Source organism: Rhodoferax sp. GW822-FHT02A01 (assembly GCF_038784515.1).
In the GTDB taxonomy this organism is placed as follows: domain Bacteria; phylum Pseudomonadota; class Gammaproteobacteria; order Burkholderiales; family Burkholderiaceae_C; genus Allorhodoferax.
On the sequence record NZ_CP152376.1, the window covers coordinates 5,264,240 to 5,278,105 of the forward strand.

General features: G+C 54.6%; 12 protein-coding genes. 7 read left to right on the top strand and 5 right to left on the bottom strand.

From position 1 onward, the window contains the following. Positions 1 to 6: 6 nt before the first annotated feature. Genes AAGF34_RS24840 through AAGF34_RS24855 form a run of 4 tightly spaced genes read right to left on the bottom strand, consistent with a single transcriptional unit; the run spans position 7 to position 5,379 of the window. A complete protein-coding gene (locus AAGF34_RS24840; protein ID WP_342618393.1) occupies positions 7 to 834 on the bottom strand; it encodes a phosphoadenosine phosphosulfate reductase family protein in 828 nt (275 codons plus the stop codon). Beyond that, the gene (locus AAGF34_RS24845; protein WP_342618394.1) at positions 827 to 4,264 is read right to left on the bottom strand and encodes a hypothetical protein; all 3,438 of its coding nucleotides are present in this window, start codon (positions 4,262 to 4,264) and stop codon (positions 827 to 829) included. The genes AAGF34_RS24840 and AAGF34_RS24845 overlap by 8 nt, the downstream gene beginning before the upstream one ends. Beyond that, positions 4,257 to 5,165 (bottom strand): DUF4007 family protein, encoded by a 909-nt coding sequence (locus tag AAGF34_RS24850; protein ID WP_342618395.1) that lies wholly within the window; start codon positions 5,163 to 5,165, stop codon positions 4,257 to 4,259. Before AAGF34_RS24850 ends, AAGF34_RS24845 begins: the two co-directional genes overlap by 8 nt. Further along, positions 5,149 to 5,379 carry an AbrB/MazE/SpoVT family DNA-binding domain-containing protein gene (locus AAGF34_RS24855; protein ID WP_342618396.1) on the bottom strand — a complete coding sequence of 77 codons (231 nt, stop codon included), beginning with the start codon at positions 5,377 to 5,379 and terminating at the stop codon, positions 5,149 to 5,151. Before AAGF34_RS24855 ends, AAGF34_RS24850 begins: the two co-directional genes overlap by 17 nt. Positions 5,380 to 5,918: 539 nt before the next feature. Here AAGF34_RS24855 and AAGF34_RS24860 point away from each other — a divergent pair. The 5 genes from AAGF34_RS24860 to AAGF34_RS24880 all read left to right on the top strand — a co-directional run bounded on the left by AAGF34_RS24860 (position 5,919) and on the right by AAGF34_RS24880 (position 10,254). Then, complete coding sequence (locus AAGF34_RS24860; RefSeq protein ID WP_342618397.1) at positions 5,919 to 6,251, top strand: hypothetical protein; 333 nt, start codon at positions 5,919 to 5,921, stop codon at positions 6,249 to 6,251. A 121-nt stretch (positions 6,252 to 6,372) separates the two neighbouring features. After that, the gene (locus AAGF34_RS24865) at positions 6,373 to 7,341 is read left to right on the top strand and encodes a DUF932 domain-containing protein (RefSeq protein WP_342618398.1); all 969 of its coding nucleotides are present in this window, start codon (positions 6,373 to 6,375) and stop codon (positions 7,339 to 7,341) included. Between the two features lie 207 nt (positions 7,342 to 7,548). Continuing rightward, positions 7,549 to 8,475, top strand: coding sequence for a lambda-exonuclease family protein (locus AAGF34_RS24870; RefSeq protein WP_342618399.1), 927 nt, complete (start codon positions 7,549 to 7,551; stop codon positions 8,473 to 8,475). A gap of 167 nt (positions 8,476 to 8,642) precedes the next feature. Further along, positions 8,643 to 9,578 carry a phage capsid protein gene (locus AAGF34_RS24875; RefSeq protein WP_342618400.1) on the top strand — a complete coding sequence of 312 codons (936 nt, stop codon included), beginning with the start codon at positions 8,643 to 8,645 and terminating at the stop codon, positions 9,576 to 9,578. 43 nt (positions 9,579 to 9,621) lie between these two features. Continuing rightward, on the top strand, positions 9,622 to 10,254 hold the full coding sequence (locus AAGF34_RS24880; protein ID WP_342618401.1) for a hypothetical protein: 633 nt from the start codon (positions 9,622 to 9,624) through the stop codon (positions 10,252 to 10,254). A gap of 1 nt (position 10,255) precedes the next feature. Here the strand turns inward: AAGF34_RS24880 and AAGF34_RS24885 are convergent, their stop codons facing one another. Next, positions 10,256 to 10,582 carry a helix-turn-helix transcriptional regulator gene (locus tag AAGF34_RS24885; RefSeq protein WP_342618402.1) on the bottom strand — a complete coding sequence of 109 codons (327 nt, stop codon included), beginning with the start codon at positions 10,580 to 10,582 and terminating at the stop codon, positions 10,256 to 10,258. 23 nt (positions 10,583 to 10,605) lie between these two features. Between AAGF34_RS24885 and AAGF34_RS24890 the strand changes: the two genes are divergently transcribed. After that, complete coding sequence (locus AAGF34_RS24890; protein WP_342618403.1) at positions 10,606 to 11,484, top strand: hypothetical protein; 879 nt, start codon at positions 10,606 to 10,608, stop codon at positions 11,482 to 11,484. A 527-nt stretch (positions 11,485 to 12,011) separates the two neighbouring features. Continuing rightward, on the top strand, positions 12,012 to 13,859 hold the full coding sequence (locus AAGF34_RS24895; protein WP_342618404.1) for a S8 family serine peptidase: 1,848 nt from the start codon (positions 12,012 to 12,014) through the stop codon (positions 13,857 to 13,859). The last annotated feature ends 7 nt before the right edge of the window (positions 13,860 to 13,866 follow it).

Below are 13,866 nucleotides of genomic sequence, written 5' to 3' on the forward strand. Positions count from 1 at the left end.
TAGTACTTATAGCTGGCAGACGAGACAGCCTTGCTCGTCGTCGTCGTCTGGTTCTTGCGCTGATTCAGCATCAGCGAAGACCTTTGCAAGAGTAACATTCTCATTGCGTGATTTCTGCCGCTCGATACGAATCACATGCTCACGTTTGATATGCTCCATACGCGCTGGTTGCTCCAACTCAGAGAGACTTTCACCTTGACTCCAAGTGAAAAAGTTGCCAGTTTTTTCATACGGCTTCTCATACGCCTTAGCCTTGTCGTACAGATCCGGATGAGTCTCTTTGAGGCGTACCCATTCAATTTTCTGCTGATAAAAGCAAAAGTAGCAACCTGACCTAGTGCGTCCCCATTGAGTATACGGAGGCATGCCCACCCCAGAGGTTCGCAGTATTTCCTCAATGTCGCGAAGCACCAGACCATCTTCTTTAAAAGGGTAAACAGCGGTGATATTCGATTTGTGACTGATGTAGCCACCACGATTCTCTTCAGCTCGCAAGCCAACGTAATTGACGACCTCTTGGTCTCCACAGTACTGCTCAAAGGGCTTCAGTTTTAGTGCACGCGTGCACCAACGCCGGTGGTTGGATGGGATCATGCCCCCATACATCTCGTACCAATGGTCGAATCCAATGTCGGCGTTGAGCCGGACGACCTCTTTCCCTAGGTAGCTTGCGATCCGATCCAAGTACTCATAAGTCTCCGGCAATTCCTTCTGCGTATCACTGAAGATGTACTCCATCTCAGGAACGCGATCACGCATGTAAATTGCCAGCGCAGCGCTGTCTTTGCCACCTGACAAGCTCAGAATATGGCGCACCTTCTTTTGTTCAGCCATGCCGAACCCCTCCTTCTATTGGCTTATTCTTTTCAGAGCGCAAGTCTAGCAACGCTTGAGCGAGCACCGCTTCAGCGACTTCCCGGTCGCCCTTACTGGAAGATACTACGGCAGATACAAGCTCTTTGGCCATAGCAGCTGTCGATTCGTTGGTAGTAACAAACACAGACGTCTCTTCGCCTTCCGCGGAGGTAAGGGTCAGTCCAAGGTACCGATTCGCTGCGGCAGGAGCTTCGCCTCTGCGCATGACAAGCTGCATCCAGCGTCGATAGTGCCCGCAAAGTTCGGTCAAACCCTGCTGGAACTTGCTCACCGTGTCGTCTACCCATGAATCAAGAGGACGCTGCACAATGAGGCTTCCAACAGAGTCCAGCCACTTTTCATCGGTAAGCAATAGATCGGTGCATCTCAAGATGAAGCTTTTCAGCTTGGCATCGGCCAGTTTGGACGCGTCTTTGGAACATTCAGCCTGCAACTGATTACGCACGCGGTTTAGAGGGCCAGAAATTCCGAAGCCTTTGCTAAGTTCGGCCGCGACGGTGTCTTGAAGACGCCTGTGCGCCATGCCCAAGTTTGTAAGCGCATTAGCAAGCCAATCGGCGTACGACAGTTTGGATTTCGCTTCCAGATACGCCTTTCGAAGCGTATTCGTTAGAAGCTCAATTGGGTCAGTCGCTTTGCTCAGCATCGTGCGTACGAGAGCCGCATCTTTGCTGATTTGCTGAGTCTGCATGGTGTACTCGGGCAGCCTGGTGAACCATCTGAAAAGTGTTCTCGCCACATTCAAATAGGTCGGGTTACTACCAATCTCGCTTCCGATGGCTGCCAGCGCAGATCGGTAGTCATTTAGGAGACTTTTGCTTTCCTCTGCGACATCGAGTTCACGCATAGTGAAAATACTCGGATTTTTGTACATCCGCTGAAGATGCTCGGCGGTGAGCTCCAGAACCAGTGTGCCACGCTCGAACACTGCACAGCGATTCCGATTCACTAACAAGTACAAGACGATCCAGATTCCTGCAGGTCCAGCACGGACCCCAAACGGAGGTGCGGCAATAGCATCGAGCATCTGCCCAAAGTTCAATGCTGTTGAACTGCGCAGCTGTTCGGACAATTCGTCCCAAACTGCAGAAATATTCACCTGTGCGGTCTCCGATGGGCTTTGCAAACTCCAACGGCCCGACTCTTCGCGCCACAAACCTGTTTCCCGCAGCAAAGTGGTGTGAATCAGTCTCTCCGGCGGAAAATCTGACTCACCGCAAATTTTCCGCTCAGGATCTCCGCTCAATATGACATCGAACATGCGCTGTCTGGCGAGAACAATCGCCGACGCAGGCTTGTCCTTATTGATCAATTCATTCACAACGCGAGGAGTCTGATCATAAATCTTGTTGAACAACCAAGACGCAAGCTGACTCGCATTCATAAATTCCCCGCCGGGAATCGCACGACCCGCATGCCAATAAGCGAGCCCTGCACGATCAGACAGTGGCATCAGAGCTGAAGTCACCAGACGCTCCACCACCTCTGCGGCTCCGGAAAGTCGCCCCTCTACATACCGAGACGTCCAGGGGTCGAGGCGTTTACTGTTGACCTCAATAGAGATAGCCTGCCATATCGCATATTCTGCTAGCGCCGCACGCCCTTCATTGGTAATTGGCAGACGAGCAGTAATGGAACGGACATCATCATCATCCTTGATCAACCGGAGAACATTTTTTTCGATACTCGCGTCATGCGGGGTCAGCACCAATTTGAGCCAGGCATCAGGGCCTGACTCTTCTGTTTTTCCCGTTGGAACTTGTGGCCATGCTGTAGGAGTTCCAACTAGCACGCCCATGGTACGCAAAGTCCCCGTCTCCGCATAGTGTCTATTGGCAACTATCAGACGTTGGGAGAGTGCCTTGCTTACTCCTCGAATCACCAACTCGCTCTCATTTGATTGAGCAGCTTGTTCGTAGAGAGCCTCAATATTGACCGTATCTGATACCGCAACCCCGTACTCGGCAATCTTTCGACGCTCAACGAGTACACCTTTTTCAACAAGGTCGTTCAGGATTTGGGTAGTTGATGAAACTTCTTTTTTGCCCAGCGCATAAGCAATAGCCTCCGCTGTTGCCGGGACCACCAATCCAGATTGCGCCAGTTCGAATATGGCGACTGCTTTAAGCACCGCGGCAATTTGAACATCACCTGAGTGACGATCGACAGCGGCCTTCGAAAACTCCCAACGTCGCTCGGCAGAAAGATCACGAAACCGAAGACCGTATCCCTCTGCGAGATAGTCATACAGATCGGGTAAACGAAACCAAGTGCCAAGGCTGTTTACGGATGCAAACTCTCGTAATCCTTTTGGTTCATTGCCGCTTAGAAATGCGTGAAATGATCGCTCGCTCTGCCCATAGCGCTTTGATATCGTTGCAAGAGCGCTAAGGGCCAAAGGGTGCAGTGGATAGAGCGACTCTGAATGCTTGAATAAGTCCTTGTCAACCTGAGAAGGAGCACGAAGGATCACCTGAGAAATGGCCTTTGAGTAAACGTCGTTGCTCTCTAAGACCAATTCTTTGTGCTTACGCAGGGCGGATGTCATTCCCAGGGAATGACTCGCAAAGTGCGCGTACCTCTCAACTGGTTCATCAAACGGTATTTCTTCGAAGCGGGCTGCTATCTTGTGCCATTCGTCACTCAAGGTCCGACCTACACCAGCCGCGTAACTCGCAAAGTGCTGGTGCAACATTGCGACCACCATCAACTCATCACGACCTTGAGCACAGGCTATTTCAGCGACTTGTTGCAGCGCGATAAGGTCACCGTGCTCTGGGTGCAAAGCGGCATATTCAACGAATTTCCCTACCTCATCGATCAATAGCGTCAAGCCATTGAACCCTAAATTAGCGGTGACAATTTTGGAGAAATCGTGGGCCATCTCGCCTGCAATTGCATTGAGTGGTTGGGACTTATATGTTCCAGCACCCAAATTGAGATGTTTAAGCCACGCAACTATTGGCTTTGAGGAGCCAAGCTTCTCTGCCGTGTCGGCAAGCGCTTTGGCTAAAGCCACTCCGAACGACAACCTCGCTCCGACGATCGGAATCGTAAAACGGTGAGACTTTTTAAAGAGTGCGGCGATTTTTGGCGAAATAGTTTCCAACTTCTGTGCGGCAGGAGCATGTCGCAATGGTCCTGCGAGCAATTGAGCAAGGATCACCCCCAGAGCAGACTTCCCGCTACCGTACGGCCCCACTATCTTCCATGCCCTTTGCGCGGCCCCAGACGCTAAACCCTCACCGATTTGCCGCAATGCGCCAAGACTATTGGGAGTCAGCATGTAGTTACTGATTGCCCGATCCTCATCAAGATCACGCAAGAGAGAAACAGATCGGGTATGTTGGCCTTGCAGGCTCAGGTAATTGATGATGTGGTCATGCATGTTGCAGTTCTCCTTCTTGTGCCCACAAACGGTATTCCGGTGCCACTGCATCCAGATCCAAAATCACACTCTGGGTATCTGCCGTGTCTACGAATTTCAGAGCCTTTTTAAAGGGCCCAGCGATGGCATTGGCTAAAAGTTGACGGAGCTGATGCTCATCAAGCCGAAAAACCACTCCAGGGCTGAACTCTCCTTTGAGAACAGTCACAAAATCAGCGGAATTACCCCCGTGGCCTTGTCGCCGAATATAGTCAGCCAGGACCATGCCAAATAGGCGCAATGTCAGTCCAACTGGCGCTCCGGCACTGCTGTTGTAGAGTAGACGACCATCTTCGGTTTTTGCTGCTCCAATGAGGTTCAAGTCCTGAAGTGGGCACCATGAGGTGTCATCAGTACCTCTTTCCGCCTGAAAATAGGTTTGCACAAAGATTGAAGCGTGCTGCTCCAGTGTGCTGGGAGCCAATGGCCGCGCCAAGTTGGCTCCTTTTTGAGCCAAGGCCGAAATCAGCCTTGGACGGTCAAAGCGTATGAGCTTTCCTTCACCAAAAACCTCATTCCAAGCCGCAAGTTGTGCGGCAGTACTCAGCTGCCAATGTATGAGCCAAAGGGATTCGAGCGACTCAAGATAGGGATCCCATCCATCCACACCAAAGAGCCTTTCACCGACCTTGCCTGGCACGTGACCTGAGGATGAAGCACTCTCAATTACAGCAGCAGCCTCTGCCCAAAACTGCACAGACTTCACCATATTTCGGCCAATGCCCAACACATTCATTGCGAGCTCTTCATCCTTCAAAAGGAGAGGGTTCTGCGTCACTGCCGCATAAACCTTCGGCAGCCAACCGTAGCGGCACACGAAAGATTCGTGTCCGGAATAGCGCTCACTAGAACTGGTGGTCATGTTTTTTTCCTTTACCGATTTCTTTTGGTGGCTGGGCAGCATTGTCGGGCAGCGCAATAGACATAGCCCGCTCAATGATGATGCACTTTGAAATTGCGTCAAAGTAGATCTCTACATCGTCGCCTTCTTTAAGGCCTGCATTGCGCAGCAAATGCCCTGGGAACGCGATTCGACCCAATTTCTGTACTTTTTTAGTATCAAAATGAACTCGCATGAGTACTCCATGGCATCAATATTAGTATTATTTTAGTCTCTTCTTTCGACAAATCAATTGATTGCCTGGGAAGTTGGGCGTTTCAGGCAGCTGCAAAAGAGTAGGGCCTATTGCAGTACTCACACACGTGGGGTCGGTCGCAAACGGTCTGCGGTCCAGCAAATCGTAGGCATAGGTGCGGCTTCGGCCTCACCCGGGCCACTGCTTGACATTTCAATGATCCTAAAGATTTTCAGCCACATATCACCACACTGAATCCCCCCAAGGAATTCACATCCTCATGCGCCCTCCAGCGTAGGAGTTTTTTCAATCCCTCCCTAGCCAGCCCCCGTGCTGGCTTCTCCAAGGGCCCAAGCCTTCTCCGGATTCGTCCTGGGATGGTTTGGGCCTTCTTTTTTGCTGCACTTTTTCAAAGGACTTTGACATGCCCAATTTTTCTCCCCCGGTTGAGCTCCTCTTTTGCTTTCTCCTGATATTCGTGGCAGGGATGGCAACTGTTCTGCTTCTGCCATTTCTCACCTCGGTGTAGGAACAGTTGTATGCATCCACCCTGCCCCTACTGCTATTCCAATCGCGTACTGACCCGTGACCTTGCGCAAAAGACGGGCAGCGTCATTGGAGCCGTCGCAGGTGCTGCCAGCGGCATTGCCAGTGTCCTGCGCGGCGCAGAAATCGGTGGTGTCCTGGGTCTTGCTGCGGGTCCCGGCGGAGCATTGCTGGGCACCATTGCAGGAGCCATCCTTGGTGGCCTGATCGGGGGCACCACCGGCTGCAACGTCGGTGCATCCCTTGGACAGGCCATCGATACCACGGTGCTGTACAACTACCGCTGTCTGGATTGCGGCTCGCACTTCAAGGCAAACGCGGATTGAACCTCGCGCAGTCCTTCTGTTTTTCCTGTCTTTCTTATTCGTCTCTTTAACCCTTGACCTCGGCCCTTCTTTCCCCCATTCGGGCGGGCGTTGTCACACCCCCTTCAAAGGAACTTTCATCATGGCACATCTCGTCAACACCGTGGCCTTTTGCGGCGCTACACCCTGGCATGGGATTGGCAATGCGCTCCCTCCCAAACAGCCTCTGTCTGCATGGGCCGAGGCAGCAGGTATGAACTGGAACATCTGCTCCAGCCCTGTGCGCTACATGACTGAACAGGCGGGTAGTCTGGGCAGCATCATGTCGTTCGATGCCCAAAAAGTCCTCTACCGCAGCGATACCAAAGCCCCCCTGTCGGTTGTCTCTGACCGCTACGAAATCGTGCAGCCCCGTGACATCCTGGAGTTCTACCGGGACTTGTCCGAAGTTTCCGGTTTTTCTCTGGAGACCGCCGGGGTTCTCAAGGAAGGCCGCAAGTTCTGGGCCCTGGCCAAAACCGGCAAATCCGCCGCCCTCAAGGGAGGCGATGTGGTCAACGGCTATTTGCTTCTGGCCACATCCTGCGATGGCACCCTGGCAACCACGGCCACCCCCACCACGATCCGGGTGGTGTGCAACAACACACTGACCATCGCCCTGAATGGTGCAACAGGTGCCATCAAGGTACCACACAGCACCAAGTTTGATGCGCAGGCAGTCAAGAAGCAATTGGGTGTTGCGGTTTCACAGTGGGATGTTTTTCTGTACGCCATGAAGACGCTCTCCGAGCGCAAGGTCAAGACCCATGAGTCCATGAACTACTTCTTGAAGGTACTGTGCCAGACAGACGGACTTTCGGACCCTGCTCTGGGCCTCTCCAATGAACGTGCCCTGAAGCGCGTGCAGGCGCTCTACGAAGGACAGGGTAAAGGCTCGGAACTGTCGTCCGCAAACGGCACTGCCTGGGGCCTGCTCAACGCGGTGACTGAGTTTGTGGACCACCAGAAACAGGCCCGTTCCCGCGAATCACGCCTGGATAGTTCGTGGTTCGGCCAGGGTGCTGCTCTCAAGCAGCGCGCCCTGGATCAAGCCCTGCAACTGGTGGCATGAGGGCAGCGACCTACCCAATCACCATTACCCCCCTCCCCCGCAACCCTGCGTCATAAGCCCCGCCCAGTCTTCGGACTGCGCGGGGCATTTTGTTGGAAACTCACCATGAAACACCCCATGAAAGCCCCTCCACCGGGGGCATCCCGATCTGCGGCCTCTCGACCCGCTGCTTCCCGACCGGCCCTCAAACTGGTCAGGACCCACGACATGCAACGCGACGAATGGCTCTCTGTTCGCAAAGGTGGCATTGGCAGCTCCGATGCCGCAGCAGCCGTTGGCCTCAATCCGTACCAGTCCCCACTTGAGCTGTGGATGATCAAGACGGGGCGGGATGCCGATCTGCCTAAACCAGACCCCACTGACGACACCAGTGCAGTGTTTTTTGGGAACCTCTTGGAACCCATTGTTTCATCACTCTATGTCAAGCGCACCGGCAACCGGGTGCGCAGGGTCAATGCCGTATTGCAGCATCCCGAAGAACCCTGGATGCTGGCCAACATTGACCGGGAGGTCCTTGGCGATCCCAGTGTAAATATCCTTGAGTGCAAGACTACAGGAATCAATGGTGCCAAGCTCTGGAATGACGGTGTCCCCGAGTACATCCAACTGCAGGTAATGCACCAACTCTCTGTCACCGGCAAGCAAGCCGCCGATGTAGCCGTGCTGATCTGTGGTCAGGAATTGCAGATTCACCGCATTGAGCGCGATGAGGCCATGATCCAGCAGTTGATCGAACTGGAGCGACAGTTCTGGCGCTGTGTGCAAACCGATGAACCACCACCCGCCGATGGGTCTGAATCGGCAGATGTGGCGCTGCGTTGCCTGTATCCCCAGGACTCCGGTCAGACGCTGGACTTCACCCATGACATGGTGATGTCCGCCACCTTCTCCGACCTGCTGGCCATACGGGCGCACCTGCAAACCTGTGTAGAGCTGGAAGCCCAACTCAAGCAGCGCATTCAAGAGCGCATGGGAGACGCTTCCAGGGCCGTGTTTGATGGGGGTTCTGTTTCATGGAAGCGCAGCAAGGATGGCTCCATGCTGGATACCGAGGCGCTGCTCAAAGACCATCCCGAGCTGCTGCAGCGCTACAGCCTGGCCAAGTCCGGTTCACGGCGGTTTCTGGTGCAGTGAAGGGAACAGCGTGCTGGCGCTACCACCGCTATGGCCGATATGGCCATTACCACCGGCGTAGTGCTTCTTTCCTGACACCACCCAAGCCCCCCGTTGCCGGGGTTGTTGTGCCCGCCCCGGCAATGTCATTGGGGGCGGGCATGTGCTTTTGATACCAAGGATTTACCATGATCAAGGGATTTGCCATTACCCCGCCCGTGCTGGGGCGCATCTCCATCGGCAAGGTTGTTGAGCGCGAGGGCAAGCGATTGCCCGAGAAGGACGACCAGTTCACGATCTCGACTCAGGTGCAGATCCGGGGCGGCATCTGGCTGCAGCACCCGATGGATGAAACTTTGCGCAAGGCCCAGGGCGACAAGATTCGGTCCATTCCCGTGCGGGTGATGTTCGATGACCCGGACCTCAACTTCCGGGCAGCGTACACCGCGTTTGACCGAAGAACTGGCAGGCAGGTGTGCAGCGGTGACGGGCAGACCTGCCAGCGCCTGACACCCCAAGGATTGGAGACGCTGCCTTGCCCGACTCCGCAGGTGTGTACGTTTGGTGCCAACGGGGCCTGCAAACCCTATGGACGCCTGAACGTGACCCTGGGGGATGACGATGCAACGGGCAGCTTTGTGTTTCGCACCACGGGCTACAACTCCATACGGACTATCTCGGCTCGTTTGAGGTACCTCAGTGCTTTGTCCGGTGGGAAGCTCTCCTGCCTGCCGCTGGAATTGCGACTGAGGGGCAAATCAACAGTTTCCAGTTTCGGTGCCCCCATCTACTACGTGGATGTCACGCTGCGCTCTGGCCTTACAACCGAGGAGGCTCTGAACCAGGCCGCCTCCTTGCATGCGCAGCGCCAGTCTGCCGGGTTTGACCAGGCAGCGCTGGACGATGCAGCACGGCGAGGGTTTGCCAACGGGTTCTTCACGGACACGGATGAGGACGCGACCGCCGTTCTAGAGGAGTTTTACCCGGCACCGGACGGTCAGCAGACCACAGCCCCCAGAACACCCAAAACACACCGGACGCTCAAGGAGAAGCTCAATGCAAAGGCCGTAGGGTTGAATGGTGGGGCTGGCAATGGTCCTTTGGCATCTGGAGGGCCCTCATGATGATGCGCTACCCCTCTGAAGCACAGACCGGCAAGGAGGATGTATGACCCAGTTGCTGCACATCTTTGCAAAAGGACTGCGTTTTGATACGCAGGTGCAGTACACCGTGTCGGGTGCCTCTGGACGCCGTTACCGCAATCTGCCACTGGGTAATCCGGACTCTGTGCAAGCTGCTGACAGTGGGCCGTTCTGTCTGGCGCAGTGTGTGGCGGTGCTGGGCCAGCTTCCCTTTAACGAAGCCGCTGCGCATCTATCTCGTCGTGGTTTCACGCAAGATGGTCGCTGGATGGACGGTGCCCAGATTCATCTGGGTGAGGCGTCCATTCGCATGCGATTGGTGGAATCGGGGCTGCCAGCTGCCATTGGCAGTGCTGCGGGCGCAGCGGTGCAACATGGGCATATGTGCATGGTGCAGTTTTGCAGCGCAAAATCCAGCGTGTGGGTAACGGTCACGGGTGTGGAGATGGATTCCACTACGGGCCACATCCGCACCCTGCTCTTGCTGGACCCCACAGCCTGTGAACCCTGGGGAACCTGCCATAACACCCGACTGGAACTGCTGGGGAAGGCGGGCCGTGCGGTGCCTGCATCTGCAGGATACGGGCTGCATTACCGGCACCTGGACGGCAAGGCCTCTGCGGTGCGCCTGCAAGGCTTGCTCGTTCTGAGCCTGTGATTCAGCGCCGGGTGATAGCGTGCACCCGGACTGTGCGCGGTGAACGGGTGCGGGTGACATCCAGGCCGCGCCGCTGGGGCAGGTCCGGGTCCATGAGTTCGTGCGCGGGCACGCCAATGGCCTTGCAGAGCAACTCAATGTTATCTATCGAGATATTGCGCTGCCCACGCTCCAGTGTTCCCACAAAGGCACGGTCCAGCCCCGCTTCATCGGCCATGGCTTCCTGAGACATACCGGCGTGCACCCGCACCAGCCGGATATTTCGGGCAAAGACCTGGCGCAACGACAGCTTGGCTGAGGGGTCGGGACGGGGTACCGCTTTGGACATCCCCCTGATCGTCATCAAAAGAGGTGTTTGATACCACGGTGTTTGAAACCCTTTATGATCTCCGAATGCAAGCTTTTGGGAGGGAGCCTGTCATCACCTGGCCTGCATTGGGACAACGGTATGCATCCCGTGGCCTTCCCCCCCGAAACGCTCAGCAGCGCATTCGCTTTAACCAACCAACTCAACTTTTTTACTTTGAAGGACTATTCGAAATGGAAGATATAGACGTATCACAACAACAAGACCTGAACCCAAAGGCCACGGTGGTTCTTTGGGGCATTGCCGCCATGGCGTTTGCGGCGCTGGCCGCCTATGCGATGTTTGTGAATCCGAAGTACAACTTTGGATTTTTTTCGGCGGTGCTTTGCTTCATCGTCACCACCATTGGTGGCACTATTGGAGCGCTTATTGGCAACGCACTATGCAACTTTGCGAGACCTACCGCAGTCTGGACGACAGGTGGATTCTTCAGCTTGCTGTGGATCAAGATTTTTTGGCGCATTGGCCCGCAGGTCATTGGCCTGATCGTCGTGGGGGCTGCATGCGGCGGAATGTTGATTCCATACCTGAAAAACCCCGTCCCCTACCCAAACGCGCAGAGAACAGATGCACCGGCTAACTTCAATCCGAGCATTTCCGACCAGGCTCCTGCCAACGTCAGTGGAAGCGGTGCACAGGCAGCAAGCCAGCCTGCACCACTCCCAACGCCAGCACCAACGGGTAAGCTGTCTGCTGCTGCCGAAAAAGCGATTTCCGAAGGGTTCGTTGAAATCAAAGATCCAAAAGTGGAGGCATGTACCGATGCCAGAATTGAAGCGATCAGAAAAGAGCGGGGGGAAGATGCCCTCATTGATTTCGGCACCTACAACGAAGCGGCTGTGAAGTGTGGATTCAATCTGTAAGCTCAATTAATTAGGTGCCGGGCATGCCACTGTTACCTTTTTGTGGCCACGCCAAGCTATCAAATGAAAGGGCATGCTACTGTGCCGCCTTTGAATGTTGCTGGTGAATGGGTGCAATAAAGCCCCCGTTCACTGGCAGCAACAAACAGTAGACACTTATTTTTTGGGTTCAAGACAGATTCGTTCCAAGGTATCTGACCAAAAGTCGCAGGTAACGTCCGGAACGGGCCGTTTGAGGGCGTCATGCATTAGCACCCTATTCACACAACCAACCCAAAACGGAAGTCCACATCACTGAACTTACTGCCCTAAAGCTAACACTGGTGAACAACAAGCAAGGAACACCACAGATTGCCGCGCTTATGCACTGAGTCGTGCGCCTAGGAAGCAGGCTTTGACAAGTGACTGAAAATTGGCCGGAATGATCGCAACTGACCAGTAACGAAGCACCGCAAGCCAGGCAAATGCATCACTTCCTTGACAGTTGCAACATTTCGTTACACATTACGCAGAAAAAAGGGGGGAAGATGGACACAGAACGTGCGTTTCGTGTCGCATTTCTGCGATGTGTAATCGCGGGAGCACTGGTCAACGCAAATTCAGTTGCTGCGCAAGTCGAGCCAGATGAAGATTTGTTGGTGCTTCGAATCGCACCGCGCAACTATCATCTTGATCAGACCGATCCCACTTACCTGTCCAGCTTGTTAGCGTACTCCCTTACCAAGCCAATCGCGGTCAAGGCGGGCCAGACGCTCTCGGGTATCCTCCAAGAGCAGTTCAATGTGACGGAGACATGGACGCCGCTTGCCTATAAGCGGTTCGCATCCAAAGTCCAAATGGTCAACGGCATCCGTGACCCAAAAAGAGATCTCATAGCCGGCCAGACTCTCTTACTGCCCGACATGCCCCGTGGCGCCGAGACGCCGAACGTCATAGGAGGTCTCACGACCACACGTGCGCAAGTCACATTCGGTACGGTGGGTGTTGATTCTTACCTTGCCGACGCACCCAAGATGCTCAACCGCGTTTCTGCGTTGTCGGCGACAGAGATCCAACTCCGCTCAATGAAACGTAGCCAGTACGCGGCTCTAAACATTGATCCCCTTTCGACGCGCAGCCAAATGTTGGCTTTTGGTCAGCCTCTTCCTATCCAGGGAGAAATAGTTGCAAATATGGCGGTTAGTGATGCTACGGTGGGGGCGGTCGACGAACCATCGAAAGCGCTCATTACAAAGTTGCTCCAAGCGCCCGCGAAGACTCACCCGTATGTGGTGATCCTCGATGACAGTTGGCCGTCTCAGGACGACTTTCACCGGAGTGTCCGCTTCATACTTGACGCCGCTGCGAAGGTACGCGAAGCATATTTTCTGCAGGACTCACGTGGTGACTCGAGCGACGTCAAATCGCTGAAAGACGAACTGGATAAAAACCACTACGGCACTACTTTTTGTGAAAGCGATTGCGAATACCCACTTCTCAAGTCGCACTCCGCGATGATCCGTCGCAGCCTTGATGGCTTCAGCCAACTCGATACGCAGGAGCGTGTCGGTGTTTTCTACATTCCACTCAACGTAGCGCAGCGATATGCACGCAACGCTCTAGGGGAGATCATGCGCGTTGCGCTACTGGCTGATTCAGTTTCAAGCCAACTCGTACTCAAGACGTCGCTAGGAAATCTCCCTAAAGCGACGCAACCGGGCATTCCTAATTTCGACAGTGTGGACAAACTCGTCGACACTTTGCTCTCCCCCGTACGTCTGTCGGCGGTTCCTCCTGCTTACACCCCGGGAGCAGACCTACGAGTTAGTACCGACAAATCGATTGTTGATGCCGTCGTCAACTTCATGGTTCTCTACTCAGCAGCGAGTCAACGCCCACATTTCATCTCGATGTCGTGGACGAGTCCTCGCAACTCACTCCCGGCCACCTTTCGCGACGATGCGGCTTACGGGCTCTGGATTGCGGCGGCGGGTAACGATCCGAATGCGAATGTTCAATTGCAACTACCGCTCTTCGCGGGACGTAGCACTGTACCAGGTGACTTCATCGCGGTGCAAAATACGAGTGCAGCGGGTTGCGATACCAGCAAACTGAGCGCCAACAAGAACTTACACGTATATGGACTCGCGTTTCCAGGGCGGATAGACGCAGATCACTGCGGTACCAGTTTTTCTGCGCCACGGGTAGCGTGGCTGCTCGCTTTGCGAGAAGCTGCGAAGGGCACACCTGCCACACCGTCTGCGGATGAAGCCTGGACACAATGGAAAGCCGCACAAATGGAGGCCATTTTCCGCTTGTCCCGGCCGGACTTGACCGGCGAAGATCGCTACCGCGTGAGCGTCCAACAATTGCTCGATGAGACAGATACACACTAAGGGGGTA

Coding starts and splice junctions, on each gene's coding strand:
- AAGF34_RS24845 (WP_342618394.1), bottom strand. CDS start 4,264: ATGCATGACCACATCATCAATTACCTGAGCCTGCAAGGCCAACATACC.
- AAGF34_RS24875 (WP_342618400.1), top strand. CDS start 8,643: ATGATCAAGGGATTTGCCATTACCCCGCCCGTGCTGGGGCGCATCTCC.
- AAGF34_RS24895 (WP_342618404.1), top strand. CDS start 12,012: ATGGACACAGAACGTGCGTTTCGTGTCGCATTTCTGCGATGTGTAATC.
- AAGF34_RS24860 (WP_342618397.1), top strand. CDS start 5,919: ATGCATCCACCCTGCCCCTACTGCTATTCCAATCGCGTACTGACCCGT.
- AAGF34_RS24840 (WP_342618393.1), bottom strand. CDS start 834: ATGGCTGAACAAAAGAAGGTGCGCCATATTCTGAGCTTGTCAGGTGGC.
- AAGF34_RS24865 (WP_342618398.1), top strand. CDS start 6,373: ATGGCACATCTCGTCAACACCGTGGCCTTTTGCGGCGCTACACCCTGG.
- AAGF34_RS24870 (WP_342618399.1), top strand. CDS start 7,549: ATGCAACGCGACGAATGGCTCTCTGTTCGCAAAGGTGGCATTGGCAGC.
- AAGF34_RS24885 (WP_342618402.1), bottom strand. CDS start 10,582: ATGTCCAAAGCGGTACCCCGTCCCGACCCCTCAGCCAAGCTGTCGTTG.
- AAGF34_RS24855 (WP_342618396.1), bottom strand. CDS start 5,379: ATGCGAGTTCATTTTGATACTAAAAAAGTACAGAAATTGGGTCGAATC.
- AAGF34_RS24850 (WP_342618395.1), bottom strand. CDS start 5,165: ATGACCACCAGTTCTAGTGAGCGCTATTCCGGACACGAATCTTTCGTG.
- AAGF34_RS24880 (WP_342618401.1), top strand. CDS start 9,622: ATGACCCAGTTGCTGCACATCTTTGCAAAAGGACTGCGTTTTGATACG.